19 protein-coding genes are annotated in these 20,543 nt (G+C 71.7%); 10 read left to right on the top strand and 9 right to left on the bottom strand.

The window, feature by feature from the left end; all coding sequences use genetic code 11:
• Positions 1 to 596, bottom strand: a 596-nt coding sequence (locus AB0E77_RS21395; protein ID WP_361572947.1) for an ArsA-related P-loop ATPase, incomplete at its 3' end; no start/stop codon positions are given.
• A gap of 106 nt (positions 597 to 702) precedes the next feature.
• Between AB0E77_RS21395 and AB0E77_RS21390 the strand changes: the two genes are divergently transcribed.
• The 5 genes from AB0E77_RS21390 (at position 703) to AB0E77_RS21370 (ending at position 4,355) form a co-directional block, all read left to right on the top strand.
• A complete protein-coding gene (locus AB0E77_RS21390; RefSeq protein ID WP_003967454.1) occupies positions 703 to 861 on the top strand; it encodes a DUF4177 domain-containing protein in 159 nt (52 codons plus the stop codon).
• Positions 858 to 1,325: a RidA family protein gene (locus tag AB0E77_RS21385; RefSeq protein WP_361572945.1), complete on the top strand. Its 468-nt coding sequence runs from the start codon at positions 858 to 860 to the stop codon at positions 1,323 to 1,325. The genes AB0E77_RS21390 and AB0E77_RS21385 overlap by 4 nt, the downstream gene beginning before the upstream one ends.
• A gap of 173 nt (positions 1,326 to 1,498) precedes the next feature.
• Positions 1,499 to 2,539, top strand: a complete 1,041-nt coding sequence (locus AB0E77_RS21380; protein WP_361572943.1) for an alpha/beta hydrolase — start codon at positions 1,499 to 1,501, stop codon at positions 2,537 to 2,539.
• A 59-nt stretch (positions 2,540 to 2,598) separates the two neighbouring features.
• Positions 2,599 to 3,516, top strand: a complete 918-nt coding sequence (locus tag AB0E77_RS21375; protein WP_361572941.1) for an NUDIX hydrolase — start codon at positions 2,599 to 2,601, stop codon at positions 3,514 to 3,516.
• A complete protein-coding gene (locus AB0E77_RS21370; RefSeq protein ID WP_361572939.1) occupies positions 3,513 to 4,355 on the top strand; it encodes an MBL fold metallo-hydrolase in 843 nt (280 codons plus the stop codon). Before AB0E77_RS21375 ends, AB0E77_RS21370 begins: the two co-directional genes overlap by 4 nt.
• 23 nt (positions 4,356 to 4,378) lie before the next feature.
• Here the strand turns inward: AB0E77_RS21370 and AB0E77_RS21365 are convergent, their stop codons facing one another.
• Complete coding sequence (locus AB0E77_RS21365; protein ID WP_019329813.1) at positions 4,379 to 5,053, bottom strand: Crp/Fnr family transcriptional regulator; 675 nt, start codon at positions 5,051 to 5,053, stop codon at positions 4,379 to 4,381.
• Between the two features lie 396 nt (positions 5,054 to 5,449).
• On the opposite strand from AB0E77_RS21365, the gene nth reads away from it, so the two are divergent.
• The 3 genes from nth to AB0E77_RS21350 are packed head-to-tail and all read left to right on the top strand — an operon-like array spanning position 5,450 to position 8,572.
• Positions 5,450 to 6,553, top strand: a complete 1,104-nt coding sequence (gene nth, locus AB0E77_RS21360; protein WP_361572961.1) for an endonuclease III — start codon at positions 5,450 to 5,452, stop codon at positions 6,551 to 6,553.
• A 52-nt stretch (positions 6,554 to 6,605) separates the two neighbouring features.
• Positions 6,606 to 7,325 carry a CoA pyrophosphatase gene (locus AB0E77_RS21355; RefSeq protein WP_361572937.1) on the top strand — a complete coding sequence of 240 codons (720 nt, stop codon included), beginning with the start codon at positions 6,606 to 6,608 and terminating at the stop codon, positions 7,323 to 7,325.
• 47 nt (positions 7,326 to 7,372) lie between these two features.
• Entirely contained in the window at positions 7,373 to 8,572 is a 1,200-nt protein-coding gene (locus tag AB0E77_RS21350) for a MarP family serine protease (protein WP_361572935.1), read from the top strand.
• A 61-nt stretch (positions 8,573 to 8,633) separates the two neighbouring features.
• Here the strand turns inward: AB0E77_RS21350 and AB0E77_RS21345 are convergent, their stop codons facing one another.
• The 6 genes from AB0E77_RS21345 to AB0E77_RS21320 all read right to left on the bottom strand — a co-directional run bounded on the left by AB0E77_RS21345 (position 8,634) and on the right by AB0E77_RS21320 (position 16,738).
• Positions 8,634 to 8,816 (bottom strand): hypothetical protein, encoded by a 183-nt coding sequence (locus AB0E77_RS21345; protein ID WP_225637763.1) that lies wholly within the window; start codon positions 8,814 to 8,816, stop codon positions 8,634 to 8,636.
• 127 nt (positions 8,817 to 8,943) lie between these two features.
• A complete protein-coding gene (locus tag AB0E77_RS21340) occupies positions 8,944 to 9,894 on the bottom strand; it encodes an alpha/beta hydrolase (protein WP_361572933.1) in 951 nt (316 codons plus the stop codon).
• Positions 9,891 to 10,379 (bottom strand): phage holin family protein, encoded by a 489-nt coding sequence (locus AB0E77_RS21335; protein ID WP_361572931.1) that lies wholly within the window; start codon positions 10,377 to 10,379, stop codon positions 9,891 to 9,893. Before AB0E77_RS21335 ends, AB0E77_RS21340 begins: the two co-directional genes overlap by 4 nt.
• A gap of 99 nt (positions 10,380 to 10,478) precedes the next feature.
• Positions 10,479 to 11,903 carry a Na+/H+ antiporter NhaA gene (gene nhaA / locus AB0E77_RS21330; RefSeq protein WP_361572929.1) on the bottom strand — a complete coding sequence of 475 codons (1,425 nt, stop codon included), beginning with the start codon at positions 11,901 to 11,903 and terminating at the stop codon, positions 10,479 to 10,481.
• Between the two features lie 240 nt (positions 11,904 to 12,143).
• Positions 12,144 to 14,099 carry an acetate--CoA ligase gene (gene acs / locus AB0E77_RS21325; protein WP_361572927.1) on the bottom strand — a complete coding sequence of 652 codons (1,956 nt, stop codon included), beginning with the start codon at positions 14,097 to 14,099 and terminating at the stop codon, positions 12,144 to 12,146.
• A 218-nt stretch (positions 14,100 to 14,317) separates the two neighbouring features.
• Entirely contained in the window at positions 14,318 to 16,738 is a 2,421-nt protein-coding gene (locus tag AB0E77_RS21320) for a SulP family inorganic anion transporter (protein WP_361572925.1), read from the bottom strand.
• Positions 16,739 to 17,085: 347 nt separating this feature from the next.
• On the opposite strand from AB0E77_RS21320, the gene AB0E77_RS21315 reads away from it, so the two are divergent.
• Entirely contained in the window at positions 17,086 to 18,363 is a 1,278-nt protein-coding gene (locus tag AB0E77_RS21315) for a hypothetical protein (RefSeq protein ID WP_361572923.1), read from the top strand.
• A gap of 3 nt (positions 18,364 to 18,366) precedes the next feature.
• On the opposite strand, the gene AB0E77_RS21310 is transcribed toward AB0E77_RS21315, so the two are convergent.
• Positions 18,367 to 19,347 carry an ATP-binding protein gene (locus tag AB0E77_RS21310; RefSeq protein WP_361572921.1) on the bottom strand — a complete coding sequence of 327 codons (981 nt, stop codon included), beginning with the start codon at positions 19,345 to 19,347 and terminating at the stop codon, positions 18,367 to 18,369.
• A 111-nt stretch (positions 19,348 to 19,458) separates the two neighbouring features.
• On the opposite strand from AB0E77_RS21310, the gene AB0E77_RS21305 reads away from it, so the two are divergent.
• A complete protein-coding gene (locus tag AB0E77_RS21305) occupies positions 19,459 to 20,283 on the top strand; it encodes an oxidoreductase (protein WP_361572919.1) in 825 nt (274 codons plus the stop codon).
• The last annotated feature ends 260 nt before the right edge of the window (positions 20,284 to 20,543 follow it).

Genomic DNA, 20,543 nt, shown 5'->3' with positions numbered 1-20,543 from the left:
TGGACCGGCATCTCCTCCAGCAGCGTCACCAGGTGCACGGCGGTCTCCCGCGACTTCAGCACCCGCATCACGGCCTGCGCCTGATTGTGTATCGGGCCCACCTTGGCGAGCCCGGCGACCTCGTCGTTCACATTGAGGAAGCGCGTGATGCGCCCCGTGGGCGGCGCGTCCATGACGACGTAGTCGTACGCGAACCGCCCGCTCCTGTCCTTGCGCCGGACCGCCTCGCAGGCCTTGCCGGTCAGCAGGACGTCCCGGACACCGGGCGCGATGGTGGTGGCGAAGTCGATCGCGCCGAGCTTCTTCAGGGCCCGTCCGGCACTGCCCAGCTTGTAGAACATCTGGAGGTAGTCCAGAAGAGCCAGTTCGGCGTCGATGGCGAGGGCATACACCTCCCCGCCCCCGGGAGCGACGGCGATCTTCCGTTCCTCGTAAGGCAGCGCCTCCGTTTCGAAGAGCTGCGCGATGCCCTGGCGACCCTCGACCTCGACGAGAAGCGCGCGCTTCCCCTCGGTGGCCAGGGCCAGCGCGAGGGCCGCGGCCACCGTGGTCTTGCCGGTTCCGCCCTTGCCACTGACGACCTGGAGCCTGCTCACGTATTCGAGCGTAACCAGTCCGCCCGCCGAGTACGCCGGAGGCTGTGGAGAACGTGGCCGCGGTCGGCCGTCTGCCGGGCCCCGGGCAGCGGCTAGAGTCGGCCACATGACCAAGTGGGAATACGCAACCGTGCCGCTGCTCGTCCACGCCACGAAGCAGATCCTGGACACCTGGGGCGAGGACGGCTGGGAGCTCGTCCAGGTCGTGCCCGGGCCGAACAACCCCGAGCAGCTCGTGGCCTACCTGAAGCGGGAGAAGGCATGAGCGCCGTCGAGGAGAAGCTGGCCGAGCTCGGGCTGACGCTGCCCGAGGTCGTCCCGCCGCTGGCCGCCTACCAGCCGGCCGTGCGGTCCGGCCCGTACGTCTACACCTCCGGCCAGCTCCCGATGATCGAGGGCAAGCTCGCGGTCACCGGCAAGGTGGGCGCCGAGGTCACGGCGGACGAGGCCAAGGAGCTGGCCCGCACGTGCGCGCTGAACGCCCTGGCCGCCGTCAAGTCCGTCGCCGGTGACCTCGACCGCATCGCGCGCGTGGTCAAGGTCGTCGGCTTCGTGGCGTCCGCCGCCGACTTCACCGGCCAGCCCGGCGTGATCAACGGCGCCAGCGAGCTCCTCGGCGCCGTCCTGGGCGACAAGGGCGTGCACGCCCGTAGCGCGGTCGGCGTGGCGGTCCTGCCGCTGGACGCTCCGGTGGAGGTCGAGATCCAGGTGGAGCTGGCCCAGCCGTAGCCGGCCCGGCCGTGGCAGGCCCAGCCCGGCTTGTTGCCGGACCGGCAACAAACCTCGCCCCCGGTGGTTCAGGCCCCGCAGGATCGGTGCCCCGGGTACGGCGCGCGAGCCGTCCCCGGCCCACGGTCCCGGCCCGCTCCGGGACCGTACCGACGTACGTGTCAGGAGGAGCCGTGCCGCAGCCGCCCGTGACCGACCCGCAGACCCACCGCCCCGACCGGGACGCCGGCCGGGCCGTCCACCGGCTGGTGCCCTCACCGGCCGGCCGGATCCACCTGGTGGAGCAGGGCAGCGGGCCGCTGGTCCTGCTGGTGCACGGATTCCCCGAGTCCTGGTACTCCTGGCGCCACCAGCTGCCCGCGCTGGCCGCCGCCGGGTTCCGCGCCGCCGCGATCGACGTGCGCGGCTACGGGCGCTCCTCGCGGCCGGACGCCGTCGAGGCGTACCGGATGCTCGACCTGGTGGCGGACAACGTCGCCGTGGTCGAGGCCCTGGGAGAGCGCACCGCCGTGATCGTCGGCCACGACTGGGGCGCGAACATCGCCGCGTCCTCCGCGCTGCTGCGACCGGACGTCTTCCGCGCGGTCGGCCTGCTGAGCGTGCCGTACACCCCGCCGGGCGGCCCGAAGCCCAGCGAGGTCTTCGCCGGCATGAGCGACCCCGCCGGGCCCTTGGCGGGCCAGGAGTTCTACGTCTCCTACTTCCAGGAGCCCGGCCGCGCCGAGGCCGAGATCGAACCCGACGTACGCGGCTGGCTCGCCGGCCTCTACGCCGCCCTGTCCGGCGACACCATGCCCGGCCCGGACGCACCCGACCCGCACTTCGTCGCCCCCGGCGGCAGGATGCGCGACCGGTTCCCGGCCGCCGGGCGGCTGCCCTCCTGGCTGGCCGAGGAGGACCTGGACGTCTACGCCGGCGAGTTCGAGCGCACCGGCCTCACCGGCGCCCTCAACCGCTACCGCAACATGGACCGTGACTGGGCCGACCTGGCCGTGCACGAGGGCGCCCCGATCACCCAGCCGTCCCTGTTCCTCGGCGGCGGCCTGGACGCCTCCACGACCTGGCTGTCCGACGCGATCGAGGCGTACCCGGTCACGCTGCCCGGCCTCAGCGCCTCACACGTCCTGGAGGGCTGCGGCCACTGGCTCCAGCAGGAGCGCCCCGAGGAGACCAGCCGGCTGCTCACCGAGTGGCTGACCGGCCTGCCCTCCTGACGCCCGCCCGGTCCCGGGGGCCACTCGAACATCCGCCCGTCACCGGATAGCCTCCGGCCATGGCGAACGGTCAGGCGAACGGTCAGTGGTATCCCCCGGAGTGGCCGGAGCGCATCCGCGCGCTCGCGGACGGCACGCTCACCCCGGTCACGCCGCGGCGCGCGGCCACCGTCATGCTCCTCAAGGACACCGGCACCGGCCCCGCCGTCCACATGCTGCGCCGCCGCACCTCGATGGCCTTCGCCGGGGGCGCCTACGCCTACCCGGGCGGCGGGGTCGACCCGCGCGACGACGACCGGGACATCGGCTGGGCGGGCCCCACGCGCGCGTGGTGGGCGGACCGGCTCGGAGTCGACGAGGCCGGCGCCCAGGCGATCGTCTGCGCGGCCGTCCGGGAGACGTACGAGGAGGCGGGCGTCCTGCTCGCCGGGCCCACCCCCGACTCGGTGGCCGGCGACACCACGGGCGCGGACTGGGAGGCCGACCGCGCGGCCCTGGTCGCCCGGGACCTGTCCTTCGCGGAGTTCCTGGACCGCAGGGGCCTCGTCCTGCGCTCCGACCTGCTGGGCGCCTGGGCCCGCTGGATCACCCCGGAGTTCGAGTCCCGGCGCTACGACACGTGGTTCTTCGTGGCCGTCCTCCCCGAGGGCCAGCGCACGCGCAACGCCTCCACGGAGGCCGACCGGACGGTGTGGATCACTCCGGCCGACGCGACGGCGGGGTACGACAAGGGCGAGCTGCTGATGATGCCGCCGACCGTCGCGACCCTGCGCGCCCTCGCGGAGTGCGGCACGGCGGCCGAGGCGCTCGCGTCGGCGCCGGGCCGCGACATGACGCCCGTACTGGCCCGGGCGCGGCTGGTCGAGGGCGAGATCGTGCTCTCCTGGCCGGGGCACGACGAGTTCACCAAGCACGTCCCGGCCACCACGCCGACGCCGGCCACGCCTTCCGACCCGACCGGGGGAGCCCCCGCATGACGGACGCAGCAGCACTGCCCGGCCAGCCGCGCGGAGGGGTCCTCTCGGGGCCCGCCACCGCGCGCGCGGTGAACGTCCTCGCGCCCAACGCCTCCGCGATGACACTGGACGGCACCAACACCTGGATCCTCGCCGAGCCCGACTCGGACCTGGCCGTCGTGGTCGACCCGGGCCCGCTGGACGACGCCCACCTGCGCAACGTCGTCGACACCGCCGAACGCGCGGGCAAGCGCGTCGCCCTCACCCTGCTGACGCACGGTCACCCGGACCACGCCGAGGGCGCCGCACGCTTCGCCGAGCTGACGCGCACGCACGTGCGGGCACTGGACCCGGCGCTGCGTCTGGGCGACGAGGGGCTGGCCGCGGGCGACGTGATCACGGTCGGCGGCCTGGAGCTGAGGGTCGTACCGACCCCGGGCCACACCGCGGACTCCCTGTGCTTCCATCTCCCGGCCGACCGGGCGGTCCTGACGGGCGACACCGTCCTGGGCCGCGGTACGACGATGGTGGCCCATCCCGACGGGCGCCTGGGCGACTACTTGGACTCGCTGCGCAGGCTCAGGTCGCTCACGGCCGACGACGGCGTGCACACGGTGCTGCCGGGACACGGGCCGGTGCTGGACGACGCCCAGGGCGCCGTCGAGTTCTACCTCGCCCACCGGGCCCACCGCCTCGCCCAGGTCGAGACGGCGGTGGAGGACGGCTACCGCACGCCGGGCGAGGTCGTCGCCCACGTGTACGCGGACGTCGACCGCTCACTGTGGCCGGCGGCGGAGCTGTCGGTGCGGGCGCAGCTGGAGTACCTGGGCGAGCACGGGCTCATCCAGCTGCCGGAGTAGATCCCGCGAGTCCTGCGGGCGCGTCAGCGGGAGCGCTTGGCGAGCCGCTCCACGTCCAGCAGGATCACGGCGCGGGCCTCCAGCCGGAGCCAGCCGCGCTGGGCGAAGTCGGCCAAGGCCTTGTTGACCGTCTCGCGGGACGCGCCGACCAGCTGGGCCAGCTCCTCCTGCGTCAGGTCGTGCACGACGTGGATGCCCTCCTCGGACTGCACGCCGAAGCGGCGCGAGAGGTCCAGCAGGGCGCGGGCGACGCGGCCGGGGACGTCCGAGAAGACCAGGTCCGACATGGCGTCGTTGGTCTTGCGCAGGCGGCGGGCGACGGCGCGCAGCAGCGCGGTGGCGACCTCCGGACGGACGTTCAGCCAGGGCTGGAGGTCGCCGTGACCGAGGGCGAGCAGCTTGACCTCGGTCAGCGCGGTGGCGGTCGCCGTGCGCGGGCCCGGGTCGAAGAGCGACAGCTCACCGATCAGCTCGCTCGGTCCGACCACGGCCAGCATGTTCTCGCGGCCGTCGGGGGAGGTGCGGTGGAGCTTGACCTTGCCCTCCGTGACCACGTAGAGGCGGTCTCCGGGGTCGCCCTCGTGGAACAGCGAGTCGCCCCGGGCGAGGGTCACCTCACTCATGGAGGCGCGGAGCTCCGCGGATTGCTCGTCGTCGAGCGCCGCGAAGAGCGGGTTGCGCCGCAGAACGTCGTCCACGAGTTCTCTCCTTGTCGACCGGCTCAGAGGATCATGTTCCCCCGGTGTACCAGGGGTCCGTGGTGCCCATTTTGCCGGACAGTCCAAACAGTGTGATCTGTCACAAGGATGCCGCACACATGTCCTGGGGTACGCGGCAGGGGTCCAATTGGACGCCGATCTTCAGGGTCCGGGGCGGATGCCGGTACCGGGTCGTAGGCTGGCCGGGTGTCCAAATCGCCGGTGAGAGCACAGGCCTAGGGGGCTGCGCGGGTGGTTGTACGTCGCGATTCCGCTGTGGGCGAACAGGGTCCCGATGGCGGTAGGAAAACGGCGAAAACGGCAAAGAAGGCGGCGCCTGCCAAGCGAGTGACCGTGGAGAAGGGTGCCTTGAAGAAGAACGCCGAACAGGACGCCGTGAAGGACGCCGGGAAGGGCGCCGACACCGGCGCGGCCGCGTCCGGGAAGAAGGCGGCGCCCGCGAAGAGGACGGGTGCGAAGAAGGCCGCCCCCGCGAAGAAGGCGGCGTCGGCCAAGAAGACCGTTCCCGCCAAGAAGGCGGCGTCCGCGAAGAAGACCGCCCCGGCGAAGAAGCCGGCGTCCGCCGAGAAGGCGGCCTCCGCCAGGAAGCCCGCGGCGGCCAAGCGGCAGGCGCCCGCCAAGAAGCCCGCCGTCGTCCCGGCGAAGGCCGCCGCCGCGGTCGAGGGCGTGGGTCCCGCGAAGACCATCGCCCCGCACTCCCCGCGCCACGAGTCGCACACCGCCCTGGTCCGCCGCGCCCGCCGCATCAACCGCGAGCTCGCCGAGGTGTATCCGTACGCCCACCCGGAACTGGACTTCGAGAACCCCTTCCAGCTCCTGGTGGCCACGGTGCTCTCCGCCCAGACCACCGACCTGCGCGTCAACCAGACGACCCCCGCCCTCTTCGCCAAGTACCCCACCCCCGAGGACCTGGCCGCCGCCAACCCGGAGGAGGTCGAGGAGATCCTCCGCCCGACCGGGTTCTTCCGGGCCAAGACCAGGTCGGTCATAGGGCTGTCCAAGGCCCTGTCCGAGGACTTCGGCGGCGAGGTCCCCGGCCGCCTCGAGGACCTCGTCAAGCTGCCCGGCGTCGGCCGCAAGACCGCCTTCGTCGTGCTCGGCAACGCCTTCGGCCGCCCCGGCATCACCGTGGACACGCACTTCCAGCGCCTGGTGCGCCGCTGGCAGTGGACCGAGGAGACCGACCCGGACAAGATCGAGGCCGCCGTCGGCGCGCTGTTCCCCAGGAGCGACTGGACGGACCTGTCCCACCACGTGATCTGGCACGGCCGCCGCATCTGCCACGCCCGCAAGCCCGCCTGCGGGGCCTGCCCCATCGCCCCGCTCTGCCCGGCGTACGGGGAGGGCGAGACGGACCCCGAGAAGGCGAAGAAGCTGCTGAAGTACGAGAAGGGCGGCCTCCCCGGCCAGCGGCTCAACCCCCCGCAGGCCTATCTGGACGCGGGCGGCATCCCGGCGCCGCCGCTGGGGGCCGGATGACGGAACGTTCTCGGGGGCGTCGGGCGTTGGACACGGCAGAACGGGGGTGGCGATGACGCGGGCGGGCAACACAGCGGGCAAGGCACAGAGCGTGACGCTCAGCGAGGCGGGCCTGCCCGGCTGGCTGGAGCCGGTGGCGCGGGCCGTGCGGACGGTGCAGCCGAGACAGCTGAGCCGCTTCCTGCCCCCGGCCGACGGCGCCGGGCGGCAGTCGGCCGTGCTGATCCTGTTCGGTGAGGGCCGGGCCGAGAGCGAGGGCGGCCGCGGTCCCGAGCTGCTGCTCATGGAGCGGGCCAGTTCGCTGCGGTCGCACGCGGGCCAGCCCTCGTTCCCCGGCGGCTCCCTCGACCCGGAGGACGGTGATCCGCAGGGCGAGGGCCCGCTGCGCGCCGCCCTGCGCGAGGCCGAGGAGGAGACCGGCCTCGACCCGGCCGGGGTGCAGCTCTTCGGCGCCCTGCCCAAGCTGTACATCCCGGTGAGCAGCTTCGTCGTCACGCCCGTGCTCGGCTGGTGGCGCGAGCCCAGCCGCGTCGGCGTCGTCGATCCGAACGAGACGGCGCGGGTCTTCACGGTCCCCGTGGCCGATCTCGCGGACCCGGCCAACCGGGTCACGGCCGTCCACCCCCGCGGCCACCGGGGCCCGGCGTTCCTGGTCGAATCGACCCTGGTGTGGGGCTTCACCGCCGGGATCATCGACCGGTTGCTGCACTTCGCGGGCTGGGAGCGGCCCTGGGACAGGGAGAAGCAGGTCCCGCTGGACTGGCGGTCATGACAGGGTGACCGGTGTGAGCGTAGGACGACGAGGCGAGGCCTGAATCAGTGAACGTGCTGGACATCCTGCTGCTGCTGGCCGCCGTCTGGTTCGCGATCGTCGGCTACCGCCAGGGTTTCGTGGTCGGCATCCTGTCCGTGATCGGCTTCCTCGGCGGCGGTCTCGTCGCCGTCTATCTGCTCCCGGTCGCCTGGGACGCCCTGACGGACAAGGCGGAGGTGAGCACGACCGCCGCCGTCGTCGCGGTGGTCGTCGTCATCGTCTGTGCCTCCGTCGGCCAGGCCCTGACCACCCATCTGGGCAACAAGCTGCGCCGGTACATCACTTGGTCCCCGGCCCGCGCCCTGGACGCCACCGGCGGCGCCCTGGTCAACGTGGTCGCCATGCTCCTCGTCGCCTGGCTCATCGGCTCCGCCCTCGCGGGCACCACACTGCCGACGCTCGGCAAGGAGGTCCGCAGCTCCAAGGTGCTGCTGGGCGTCTCCCGCGCGCTGCCCGCGCAGGCCGACACCTGGTTCGCGGACTTCTCCTCGGTCCTCGCGCAGAACGGCTTCCCGCAGGTCTTCAGCCCGTTCTCCAACGAGCCGATCACCGACGTCCAGCCGCCCGACCCGGCCCTCGTCAACAGCCCGGTCGCCACCCGTGCCAAGCGTTCCATCGTCAAGGTGATGGGCACGGCCACCGGTTGCGGCAAGGTCCTGGAGGGCACCGGATTCGTCTTCGCCGAGCGCCGTGTGATGACCAACGCCCATGTGGTGGGCGGCGTCGACGAGCCCACCGTGCAGATCGGCGGCGAGGGCCGCAAGTACGACGCCACGGTCGTCCTCTACGACTGGAAGCGCGACATCGCCGTCCTCGACGTGCCGGAACTGCGGGCTCCCGCACTGCGGTTCACGGACGAGGACGCGAACCGGGACGACGACGCGATCGTCGCCGGCTTCCCGGAGAACGGCGGATACGACGTGCGCGCCGCCCGGGTGCGCGGGCGCATCACGGCCAGCGGCCCGGACATCTACCACCGGGACACGGTGCGCCGCGACGTCTACTCGCTGTTCGCGATCGTCCGTCAGGGCAACTCCGGCGGCCCGCTGCTGACGCCCGAGGGCGAGGTCTACGGCGTGGTCTTCGCCAAGTCCCTGGACGACCCGGACACCGGTTACGCGCTCACCGCCGACGAGATCCGCGAGGACATCGCCGAGGGCCGCACCGCCGACCAGCAGGTGGACAGCGACAGCTGCGCGCTCTAGCTCCGGGGAAGCCCGGCCCGGTGGCTGTCGCCGTGGCCGTGGCTGTGGGGCCGCGGTGCGCTCAGGTGCGCGGATGGCGCAGGCGCACGGAGACCCAGCGGGCCCTGCGGCGCAGGATGCGCGGAATGCCCACCCGTAGATCGGTCCCCGCCAGTTGCGGGGTGCCGCCGCGTCGGTGGGTGCTCGCGCCGCTCGTGGAGCGGCCGTCGCGTGCTACGTCACTGTAGTCGTGCGTCCAGCCCATACCGGGACCTGTGCCCCCGCCCCAAGGTCGATAACCGCTCCTGGGGCGCCCAATTGGCCTATGCGCGAGGCAAGTGGCCGTTCATAGGAAAAGCGTTCCGGCTCGGATACCGAACGCGTCCGTTCGGTCACCGATCGGGTTCGGGATCCTTCAGCCAGTTGATCAGTTCGGTGGAGAAGCTGACCGGATCCTCCTCGTGCGGGAAGTGCCCGAGCCCGTCGAACAGCCGCCAGCGGTAGGGCGCTTCGACGTACTGCCCGGATCCCGCCGCGCTGCGCGTCCGCATCACCGGGTCGAGCGAGCCGTGCAGATGCAGCGTCGGCACGCGCACCGGCCGCTTCATCCGGCGGTAGAACTGGACGCCGTCGGGACGGGCGAGGGAACGCACCAGCCAGCGGTACGGCTCGACGGAGCAGTGCGCCGTGGACGGGATGCACATGGCCCGGCGGTAGGCCTCCACCGCCTCGTCGTCCGGCAGCCGCGGCCCCGACCAGTCCCGGATCAGCCGGCCGACCAGCGCGCCGTCGTCCGCGGTCAGCTGCCGCTCCGGGATCCAGGGCCGCTGGAAACCCCAGATGTAGGAGCCGGCCCGGGTCTGCCGGACGTCCCCGAGCATGGCCGAGCGCCAGCGCCTCGGGTGCGGCATCGACGACACCGCGAGCCGCCGCACGAGCTTGGGCCGCATCGCCGCGGCCGTCCAGGCGAGGTAGCCGCCGAGGTCGTGGCCGACCAGCGCGGCGTCCGGCTCGCCGAGGGAGCGGATCACGCCGGTGATGTCCAGGGCGAGGCCCGCGGGGTCGTAGCCGCGCGGTGTGCGGTCGCTGCCGCCGACGCCCCGCAGGTCCATGGCGACCGCGCGGAAACCGGCGTCGGCCAGGGCCGTCAGCTGGTGCCGCCAGGTCCACCAGAACTGAGGGAAGCCGTGCAGCAGCAGCACCAGCGGTCCGTCACCGAGCTCGGCGATGTGGAAGCGGGCGCCGTTGGCGGCGACGTCCCGGTGGGTCACTTCGTGCCCGCCGGGGATGTCGAGCCGTACGACCGAGGTGGGTTGCGCCGATGGAGTGGCGGGGTCCGTCATGAGGACGAGCGTGCCACAGCCTCGATGGCCTCGGGGGACCGGTCGGCCGGGAGCTCCGGGCGCGGATGGGGCTTGGCGTTCTGCAGGACGCCGGCCGACTGCTTCACGGAGGCGGCGACCTTCTGCGGGCCGCGGCCCTTCTTGGCCTTCTTGGCGAAGGCGACGCCGATCAGCGCGAGGAGACCGGCGATCAGCACGTTCGCCGCAAAGGACAGCAGGAAGCAGACCGCGAGGTTCCAGCCGCTCCAGGTCCGGATCCCGTAGGCCAGCGCGAAGTTCAGCATCGGCAGCGAGAACACCAGCAGCAGGCCCGCCAGCGAGAACGCGCCCCCGCTGGTCACCCCGCGCTTCACGTCCTGCCTCAGCTGCGCCTTGGCCAGCGCGATCTCGTCGTGCACCAGCGCCGACAATTCGGTGGTCGCCGAGGCGAACAGCTGGCCGATGCTGCGTTCGGCGCCGACCGGGCTGCCGTCGGGTGCGCTCATCGCGGTCTCCCTCTTCTGCTGGCTTGCTGCCTACGGTTCCGTGGCGGTCGTCTTCTGTCCGATCGCGAACGGTCCCGTCTTTTGTACCGTCTCGTCAGATCATGCCGGACCGTCGCCCTCGTCGCCTGCCCCGCCCGGCACTTCGGCAAGCCGTGCCGACTCCTTCTCCTCGGCGATCCGCCGGTGTTCGGCGGCCTTCCGCTCGTAGATGGCCGCCATCCGCAGGTGGTACGCCGGGTCGTCCTCCTCGTAGACGTCCGGTACGCCGCTGAGGTCGTCGTCGCGCTCCTCCTCCTCGGTCATGCGGCGGTACTTGGAGTTCCGGATCTTCAGCAGCACGGTCGCCAGGGTCGCCGCGACGACCGAGCCGGTCAGCACGGCGGCCTTGACCTCGTCGGTCATCACCGCGTCGCCCTCGAAGGCCAGCTCGCCGATGAGCAGGGAGACGGTGAATCCGATGCCGGCCAGGGTCGCCACGGCGAACACGTCGGCCCAGGCGAGGTCGTCGCTGAGCGAGGCCCGGGTGAAGCGCGCGGTGAGCCAGGTGCCGCCGAAGATGCCGAGCGTCTTGCCGATCACGAGTCCGAGCACGACGCCGAGCGTCTCCGGCTTGGTGAACACGTCGGCCAGTGCGCCGCCGGAGAGGGCGACACCCGCGCTGAACAGCGCGAACAGCGGTACCGCCAGACCGGCCGACAGCGGGCGCACCAGGTGCTCGATGTGCTCGCCGGGCGAGTGCTCCTCGCCCTCGCGGGTGTGGCAGCGCAGCATCAGGCCCATCGCGACGCCCGCGATGGTGGCGTGGATGCCGCTGTTGTACATCAGGGCCCAGACGACGAGCCCGAGCGGGACGTACACGTACCAGCCGCGCACGCCCTTGCGGAGCAGCAGCCAGAAGACGACGAGGCCGACGGCCGCGCCGCCGAGGGCGGCGAAGTTCAGGTCCTCGGTGAAGAAGACCGCGATGATCAGGATGGCGAAGAGGTCGTCGACGACGGCGAGCGTCAGCAGGAAGGCACGCAGGGCGCTGGGCAGGGACGTGCCGATGACGGCCAGCACGGCGAGCGCGAAGGCGATGTCGGTGGCGGTGGGCACGGCCCAGCCGGCGAGCGATCCGCCGCCCGCGGTGTTGGTGAGCGTGTAGACGAGCGCCGGGACGGCCATGCCGCACAGGGCGGCCACCACCGGCAGCGCGGCGGCCTTCGGATCCTTGAGGTCGCCCGCGACCAGCTCGCGCTTGAGCTCGATGCCGGCGACGAAGAAGAAGACGGCCAGCAGTCCGTCCGCAGCCCAGTGCTCGACGGACAGGTTCAGGCCGAGGGCCCCGGGGCCCAGGTGGAAGTGGCTGACGCTCTCATAGCTGTCGTGCAGCGCCGGGACGTTCGCCCAGATCAGCGCGGCGACCGCGGCGACGAGCAGCAGGACCCCGCCGACGGTCTCGGTGCGCAGCGCGTCCGTGAGGTAGGTCCGCTCCGGGAGCGAGAGCCGGCCGAAGGCCTTACGGGGGGTGCGGGGCGACGTCACGGGGACCTCCGGTCGATGGGCAGCACGGAACTCGTGCCGACCAGACTTCCCGGCGCACCATGAGTAGCTAGCGATGACGATCTTGTGATGACACTTACGCGTTGCTTAGCGTACCTAACGGATCGCCTCGGCGCGAACGGAAGGGCCGCACGGTCCGCACCGTGGGACGCCCCCGCGCGCAGGGGCACCCGGCGGCTCGTGCGCCGGGTGCCCCTCGGTCCGCTGCTTCAGTCCCGCGGATCAGTCCTCGCTCGGCGCCGCCGGGAGCTTGTCCTGGATCAGCTGCATCACGCTGCTGTCGGTCAGGGTGGTGACGTCGCCCAGGGCGCGGTTCTCCGCCACGTCGCGCAGGAGGCGGCGCATGATCTTGCCGGAGCGGGTCTTCGGCAGCTCGGCCACCGGCAGGATCCGCTTGGGCTTGGCGATCGGCCCGAGGGTGGCGCCGACGTGGTTGCGCAACTCGGCGACCAGGTCGTCGGTCTCCGCCGCCGTGCCGCGCAGGATCACGAACGCCACGATGGCCTGGCCGGTCGTCTCGTCCGCCGCGCCGACCACGGCCGCCTCGGCGACCGACGGGTGGGAGACGAGGGCAGACTCGACCTCGGTGGTGGAGATGTTGTGCCCGGACACGAGCATCACGTCGTCCACGCGGCCCAGCAGCCAGATGTCGCCGTCGTCGTCCTTCTTGGCGCCGTCGCCCGCGAAGTACTTGCCCTCGAAGCGCGACCAGTAGGTGTCGATGAACCGCTGGTCGTCGCCCCAGATGGTGCGCAGCATCGACGGCCACGGCTCGGTGAGGACCAGGTAGCCGCCACCGCCGTTCGGAACCTCGTTCGCCTCGTCGTCGACGACGGTGGCGGAGATGCCGGGGAGCGGGCGCTGGGCGGAGCCCGGCTTGGCCTCGGTGACGCCCGGCAGCGGCGAGATCATCATCGCGCCGGTCTCCGTCTGCCACCAGGTGTCGACCACGGGAGTGGCGTCCGCGCCGATGGTCTTCCGGTACCAGACCCACGCCTCGGGGTTGATCGGCTCGCCGACCGATCCCAGCACGCGCAGGGAGGACAGGTCGAACTTCGCGGGGATGTCGTCGCCCCACTTCATGAACGTCCGGATCGCGGTGGGCGCGGTGTAGAGGATCGTCACGCCGTACTTCTGCACGATCTCCCAGAAGCGGCCCTGGTGCGGGGTGTCCGGGGTGCCCTCGTACATGACCTGGGTCGCGCCGTTGGCGAGCGGGCCGTAGACGATGTACGAGTGCCCGGTGACCCAGCCGACGTCGGCGGTGCACCAGTAGACGTCGGTCTCCGGCTTGAGGTCGAAGACCGCCCAGTGCGTGTACGCGGTCTGCGTGAGGTAGCCGCCCGAGGTGTGCAGGATGCCCTTGGGCTTGCCCGTCGTGCCGGAGGTGTACAGGATGAACAGCGGGTTCTCGGCGTCGAACGCCTCCGGCGTGTGCTCGGCGGACTGCCGGTCGACGGTCTCGTGCCACCACTTGTCGCGGGAGTCGTCCCAGGCGACCTCCTGGCCGGTGCGGCGGACGACGAGCACGTGCTCGACGTTCCCGGCGCGCTCGACGGCCTCGTCGACGGCGGGCTTGAGGGCGGAGGGCTTGCCGCGCCGGTAGCCGCCGTCGGAGGTGATGACGACGCGGGCGTCGGCGTCCTGGATGCGGGTCGCGAGCGCGTCGGAGGAGAAGCCGCCGAAGACGACCGAGTGGGCGGCGCCGATGCGGGCGCAGGCCAGCATCGCGATCGCCGTCTCCGGGATCATCGGCATGTAGACGGCCACCCGGTCGCCCTTGCGCACGCCCAGCTCCAGCAGCGCATTGGCGGCCTTGGAGACCTCGTCCTTGAGCTGGGCGTAGGTGATGGCGCGGCTGTCGCCGGGCTCGCCCTCGAAGTGGATGGCGACGCGGTCGCCGTTCCCGGCCTCCACGTGGCGGTCGACGCAGTTGTACGCGACGTTGAGCCTGCCGTCCTGGAACCACTTGGCGAACGGCGGGTTGGACCAGTCCAGGGTCTCGGTCGGCTCCTGCGCCCAGGTCAGTCGGCGGGCCTGCTCGGCCCAGAAGCCGAGCCTGTCAGCCTTGGCCTGTTCGTACGCCTCCGCCGTGACGTTGGCGTTGGCGGCCAGGTCAGCGGGCGGCGCGAAGCGTCGCTCCTCCTTCAAGAGGTTGGCCAAGGAATCGTTGCTCACGACATCTCCCTTTCTCAGGGTTGTCCGTTGTGTCCCAGGCCACACCTCATCAGACCCGAGGGGCCGATGACAAGGGCCGACAGGCAATTGGTTTAGACCTGTCGTGGCCGTCCGTCGGCTCCGTGGCCAGTGGTCACCCGTACCCACGGGCGCCGGCGGCGCGGGGTTCAGCGTGTGTAACGCCTCTCACACTCCGCGTCCGCCGGCTCCCCGGCGGTTCAGGCGGTCAGGTCGGCCTCCCGCACCAGCTCGAACCGCCCGGCTCCCTCCTCCTCGGTGAGCAGGTACGCCTGGGCCTCGCCGACGTGGAAGTACATGCCGTGCAGCTCCAGCTCCCCGTCGGCCAGCGCTCGTGACACCGACTCGTGGGCGCGCAGGTGCTCCAACTGCTGGACGACGTTGGCCAGGCAGAGCTGCTCGGCCGCGTCGACCGGTAGCCGTCCCGCGAGGCGGATCCAGGAGTCCTCGTCCTCGGAGAGCCGCCGCAGGCTCGGCGCCCCGTGCCGCAACCACCGCCCCAGCGGCGTGCGCGCGCCCCCGGTGTCGGTGCTGAGCAGTGCCTGCATGGCCCCGCACCCCGAGTGGCCGCACACCGTGATGTTCCGCACCTTCAGCACGTCCACGGCGTACTCGATCGCGGCGGCGACCGAGTCGTCACCGCTCTCCTCGCCGGGCAGCGGCACGAGGTTGCCCACATTGCGCACGACGAAGAGGTCGCCGGGGCCGCTGGAGGTGATCATCGACGTGACCAGCCGGGAGTCGGCACAGGCGAGGAACAGCTGGGAGGGCTGCTGTCCCTCGCGCGCCAGCCGGGCCAGCTCGCCGCGCATCAGCGGCGCGGTGTTGCGGTGGAACGCGCTGATGCCGCGTGCCAGTTCGCGTCCGCTGGAGCCGCTCGGTCCGTCGGCTCTGCCGGTTCCGCGGGGGGCCTTCGTCCCACCGGTCCCGTCGGCGGCCGTGCCGGTGCCCTGGAGGCCGGAGTGCCGGTCGTCGCCGAGCGGACGCACGGGCACCGTCTGCGGGCGTTCGCACTGGTGGTTGCGCCAGGGCGTCCAGGGGCGACAGCGGCAGCCGTCCGTGTCGGCCGGCTCGGAGATGCGGAGGCCGGGACGACGGCCGGTGACCTCGACGGAGCCGCCCTGCGCGGTGTGCGTCTTCTGCCAGTCCTGGAGCGTTTCGTACGCCGCGTGGTCCATGAACGATCCGTCCAGCTCCACGACGGCATCGGCACCGTGGGGCACCTGGTGCAGGACTCTGCTGAGCCGTGGCACCGCCAGGAACGTCAACTGGCCCCGGACATGTACGTGATGAACTCCCTCCGTGTCGACGTGTGTGATGCGGGTGCGGGTCAGCCGGTGCAGGGCGACCGCGACGGCCACGGCGATGCCCAGGGCGACGCCCTCCAGAACGCCGAGGAACACCACGCCGCAGGTGGTGACCGCGTAGACCAGCACCTCACGGTGGCGGGTCACCGTGCGGATGTGGTTCAGGGACACCATCTTCAGGCCGACGGCCATGACCAGGGCGGCGAGGGAGGCGAGCGGGATGAGCTCCAGGGCCGGGACCATCAGGAGTGCGGCGATCACTACGAGAACGCCGTGCAGCATCGTGGAGTTCCGGCTGACGGCACCGGCTTGCACATTCGCCGAACTGCGCACGGCCACACCGGCGATGGGCAGCCCGCCGAGTGCTCCCGAGGCGATGTTGGCGGCTCCCTGGCCGAGCAGTTCGCGGTCCAGGTCGGAGCGTTTCACGTGGCCCGTCAGACCTGGCCGGCCGGCGGCGAGCTTGTCCACGGCGACCGCGCCGAGCAGGGACTGCACGCTGCACACGAGCGTGGTGGTGAGGACAGCCGCGACGAGACCGAGCACCGGACCGTCGGGCAGGGTGGCCAGGGCGTGGCTGCTCCAGGAGGGCAGGTCGACCTTGGGCAGCCGGAGCCCGGCAAGTGCGGCGACCGCGGTGGCACCGGCGACGGCGACCAGGGCGGCGGGCACCTTGCCCAGCAGCTCCCCGGCCCGGCCGGGGACGTGGGGCCAGAGCAGGAGCAGGCTCAGGGTCAGCATGCTCACGGCGAGATCGGCGGGGTGCACGTCCGCCAACTGGGCGGGTAGGGCACGCAGGTTGTCGGGGACCGCGCTCTGCGGGGTGCCGCCGAGGACGATGTGGAGCTGGGCGACGGCGATGGTGACGCCGATGCCGGCGAGCATGCCGTGCACGATGGCGGGGCTGACGGCGAGGGCGGTGCGGGCCACGCGTAGACAGCCCAGTCCCAGTTGGGCGAGGCCGGCGAAGACGGTGATGGCGCAGGTCGTGCGCCAGCCGTAGCGCTGGATGAGGTCGGCCGTGACCACGGTGAGTCCGGCCGCGGGTCCGCTGACCTGGAGGGGGCAGCCGCCGAGCTTGCCGGCGACGATCCCGCCCACGGCGGCGGCGACGAGGCCGGCCTGGAGAGGGGCGCCGGTGGCGAGGGCGATGCCCAGGGACAGGGGGAGGGCGATCAGGAAGACCGCGATCGAGGCCGAGACGTCGGCGCCCGCGATGCGGAATCGCCGGGGCCGTCCGGGCGGTGGGCTGTGCGGTGGATGGACGTGCTCGGTCCGGGCCGAATCGGCGCGGGCGGGGACGCAGGCTGACATGTTTCCCGTCTCCTCCGGGGCTGCGCGGTCGCGGTCAGGGGGTCCCCCGCTCGGCGGGGGAGGTGTCGCGGCCGTGGGTCACGGCGTACAGCGGCGGGACGCCTCAGCGCTTGCTGATTGCGCTCAGTAAACAGATCGTAATTCAGAGTAAAGAGGAGGCATAGTCTTTTCGCGCATATGGCGTAATAGGCCGCTCTCGAGAGTGAATCGGTCTTTTCATCGGCTTGTCGTATTAATTCCTTCTCGGTCTCGTGCCACCTTGACGGCGCTGACGGCACGCCCCGGTTCAGCACCCGACATCGCCCTCGTCGGCGTTGGCCCGAGAGAAGGAAGAAGGTGGGCGGAACATGGCCGCCACCCAGAGGATCGCCACGCGCGTCGTGATCGCCGCGGTCTGCGCCGCGTCCCTCGCCGGCTGCGCGATCGGCACCAGCGGCAACCATTCCGACCAGGGGACGCACGGCCCGGAGAAGGGGAAAGCGGCGCCGGCGCCCAAGAACGCGGTACGGCTGATCGGTGACGGCTCGACGGCCTACACCGGCGCGCAGCCCCATCTGCCCCGGCCCGAACGGCTCAAGCCCGGTCAGAAGCCCCCGCAGTTCGTGGTGTTCTCGTGGGACGGGGCCGGCGAGGACAGCCAGAAGCTGTTCTCCCACTTCCGCGAGGTGGCCAAGGAGAACAACGCCACCATGACGTACTTCCTGAGCGGCGTGTACATGCTGCCGAAGGAGAGGGCGGACCTGTACCAGCCGCCGCAGCACTCCCCGGGCCGCTCCGACATCGGCTTCAACGACGAGGAGGGCATCACCGACACCGTCACGCAGCTGCGGCAGGCGTGGCTGGAGGGCAATGAGATCGGCACCCACTTCAACGGGCACTTCTGCGGTGCCGGCGGCGGCGTCGGCGAGTGGTCGGTCGACGAGTGGAAGAGCGAGATCAGCCAGGCCAAGCAGTTCGTGAAGACCTGGAAGACCAACACCGGTCTGAAGAACGCCTCACCGCTGCCCTTCGACTACGACAAGGAGCTGATCGGCGCCCGCACCCCGTGCCTGGAGGGCCAGGAGAACTTCATGCGGGCCGCGAGCCAGATGGGCTTCCGCTACGACAGCAGCGGCGTGAACAACCAGGTCTGGCCGACGAAGAAGTACGGACTGTGGGACCTGTCGATGCAGCTCGTCCCGTTCCCCGGGCACTCCTACGAGCAGCTCACGATGGACTACAACTTCATGGTCAACCAGTCCGGCACCGCCACCCAGGGCGACCCCGCCAAGCGGGAGTTCTGGGGCGACCAGATGCGCGACAGCCTGCTGCAGGGCTTCCAGCGGGCCTACGACGGCAACCGCGCACCGCTGATCATCGGCAACCACTTCGAGTCCTGGAACGGCGGCACCTACATGCGGGCCGTCGAGGAGGTCGTCGAGAAGGTGTGCACCAAGGAAGAGGTGCGCTGCGTCTCCTTCCGGCAGCTCGCGGACTGGCTGGACGCCCAGGACCCGAAGGTCCTGAAGAAGCTGCGCACCCTGGGCGTCGGCGAGGCCCCCAAGAAGGGCTGGGCGTCCTTCCTGTCGGCCGACCCGGCGCCGGCGCCGAAGGGCGTGCCCGGGGCGCCGGCGGACAAGCGGTAGGAGTCACGCCGGGGCGGCGACCTCCTCGCCGAGGACGAAACCGGGATCGACCTGCGCGGCGAGGTCGGTCCCGGTCCGCTCGTCGCCCCAGCTCCGGGCGTTCTTCAGGTGGAAGTGCACCATCTGGCGCGTGTAACGCTCCCAGTCACGCAGTCCGTACGTCGCGTCCGCGGCCGTGTGCAGCACGCCCACCGCCCGGCGGTTGGCGTCCTCCAGGAGCTCGAACCGGGGCGGACGGCCCTTCTCCATGGCGCGCACCCAGTCCGAGTGTCCGACAGCCGTCAGCAGGTCGTCCCCGACCTCCTCGCGCAGGAAATCGAGGTCGTCCTGCCCCTGCACCTTGTTGCCGACGACCTTCAGGGTGACGCCGAAGTCACGGGCGTACTCCTTGTACTGGCGGTAGACGGAGACCCCTTTCCGGGTCGGCTCGGCGACGAGGAACGTGACGTCGAAGCGGGTGAACATGCCGGAGGCGAACGAGTCGGAACCCGCCGTCATGTCGACCACGACGTACTCGTCACGGCCGTCGGCCAGGTGGTTCAGGCACAGCTCGACCGCCCCGGTCTTGGAGTGGTAGCAGGCGACTCCCAGATCGGCCTCGGTGAAGGGCCCGGTGACCATCAGACGAACGGTGCCGCCGTCGAGTTCCACCGGCCGGGCGCAGGCGTCGTAGACCGGGTTCTCCTCGCGGACCCGCAGCAGCCGCGAGCCCTCGCCGGGCGGCGTCGTCTTGATCATCTTGTCCGCGGAGGCGATGCGCGGATTGGTGCCGCGCAGATGGTCCTTGATCAGCGGCAGGTGGTCGCCCATCGAGGGCAGGCCGGCCGCGTCCGCCTCGTCGAGGCCCAGCGCGGCCCCCAGGTGCTGGTTGATGTCGGCGTCGATCGCGACGACGGGTGCGCCGGTGGCGGCGAGATGACGGATGAACAGGGAGGACAGGGTGGTCTTGCCGCTGCCGCCCTTCCCGACGAAAGCAATTTTCATGTTCACCAAGCGTAGTGGAGCGTTAGCTGTACGTGTCAGGAATGCCTGGAGGTGCGTGAAGAAGACCACTCATTCGTGGGGCGGGGCGCCGGGGTGCGTAGGGTCGTACCCATGAGTACGACAGGCGCGGCCGCCGATCCGCTCGCGGCCCTGGGCTCGCTTCCCGGTGTGGCCGAGAGCGTGGAGTCCGTACGCAAGGCCGTGGACCGGGTCTACGGGCACCGGATCATGCGACGGCGCAGCAACGAGATCACGTCCGAGGCGGCGCTGCGCGGCGCCCGGGGTTCGGCGGCGCTGTCCGGAGCCGACTGGGCACTGGAGGAGGTGCGCCGGCGGACCGACTTCAGCGGCGACGACGAGGCGCGCACCGTGGGCGCGGCCCTGCGGCTGACCGCCGAGGCGGGGCAGCTGCTGTCCATCTGGCGCCAGTCCCCGCTGCGGGTGCTGGCCCGGCTGCACCTGGTGGCGGCCGCGGACAAGGCCGATCAGGTGGGGCGGCCGCGCCAGGAGGGCGAGCCGGTGGACGAACCGCTCGTCGAGCTGCCGCTGCCGGGCGCCGCGGAGACGCACGGCCGCCTGGACGGCCTGGCCGAGCTGGTCATCGCGGGGGGTTCCGCCCCCGCGCTGGTGACCGCCGCGGTCGTGCACGGCGAGCTCCTGGCCCTGCGTCCCTTCACCTCGCACAACGGCCTGGTCGCGCGGGCGGCCGAGCGCATCGTCCTGGTCGGCAGCGGCCTGGACCCGAAGTCGGTCTGCGCCGCCGAGGTCGGGCACGCCGAGCTGGGCCGAGCGGCCTACCTGGCGGCCCTCGACGGCTACGTCTCCGGTACTCCCGAGGGCATGGCCGCCTGGATCGCGCACTGCGGCAGGGCGGTGGAGCTGGGCGCGCGCGAGTCGACGGCGGTGTGCGAGGCGCTGCAGCGCGGAGCGGCGTAGGCCTTCGTCGGCGGTGAGGCCGCTGCGACGGGGAGGCGCGGCGGCGCGCGGCGGTGCGCCCGTCGGGGCGGCGCGGCGGCGCGGCACAGAGTAATGCGGCGGTACGAGAATTCGTACCGCCGCTGGCATGTTCACCGCGTTACCAAGCGTCCTCGATATATGCCCATCAGGTCGGGACTTTGCCCGTCACCTGGTGCGGCTGGCCCGTAATCGACGGGTCGACGTCGCGTGGGTACGCCGTGTTCATGCTCGGTCCGTGG

The organism is Streptomyces sp. NPDC032940 (genome assembly GCF_040636935.1).
GTDB lineage: Bacteria > Actinomycetota > Actinomycetes > Streptomycetales > Streptomycetaceae > Streptomyces.
This window is presented reverse-complemented; position numbering and strand designations above follow the sequence as displayed.

Bases quoted from the DNA above. Each gene is read 5' to 3' on its own strand.
- AB0E77_RS21390 (WP_003967454.1), top strand. From the start codon at position 703: ATGACCAAGTGGGAATACGCAACCGTGCCGCTGCTCGTCCACGCCACG.
- AB0E77_RS21385 (WP_361572945.1), top strand. From the start codon at position 858: ATGAGCGCCGTCGAGGAGAAGCTGGCCGAGCTCGGGCTGACGCTGCCC.
- AB0E77_RS21375 (WP_361572941.1), top strand. From the start codon at position 2,599: ATGGCGAACGGTCAGGCGAACGGTCAGTGGTATCCCCCGGAGTGGCCG.
- AB0E77_RS21370 (WP_361572939.1), top strand. From the start codon at position 3,513: ATGACGGACGCAGCAGCACTGCCCGGCCAGCCGCGCGGAGGGGTCCTC.
- AB0E77_RS21355 (WP_361572937.1), top strand. From the start codon at position 6,606: ATGACGCGGGCGGGCAACACAGCGGGCAAGGCACAGAGCGTGACGCTC.
- AB0E77_RS21345 (WP_225637763.1), bottom strand. From the start codon at position 8,816: ATGGGCTGGACGCACGACTACAGTGACGTAGCACGCGACGGCCGCTCC.
- AB0E77_RS21340 (WP_361572933.1), bottom strand. From the start codon at position 9,894: ATGACGGACCCCGCCACTCCATCGGCGCAACCCACCTCGGTCGTACGG.
- AB0E77_RS21335 (WP_361572931.1), bottom strand. From the start codon at position 10,379: ATGAGCGCACCCGACGGCAGCCCGGTCGGCGCCGAACGCAGCATCGGC.
- AB0E77_RS21320 (WP_361572925.1), bottom strand. From the start codon at position 16,738: ATGTCAGCCTGCGTCCCCGCCCGCGCCGATTCGGCCCGGACCGAGCAC.
- AB0E77_RS21315 (WP_361572923.1), top strand. From the start codon at position 17,086: ATGGCCGCCACCCAGAGGATCGCCACGCGCGTCGTGATCGCCGCGGTC.
- AB0E77_RS21310 (WP_361572921.1), bottom strand. From the start codon at position 19,347: ATGAAAATTGCTTTCGTCGGGAAGGGCGGCAGCGGCAAGACCACCCTG.
- AB0E77_RS21305 (WP_361572919.1), top strand. From the start codon at position 19,459: ATGAGTACGACAGGCGCGGCCGCCGATCCGCTCGCGGCCCTGGGCTCG.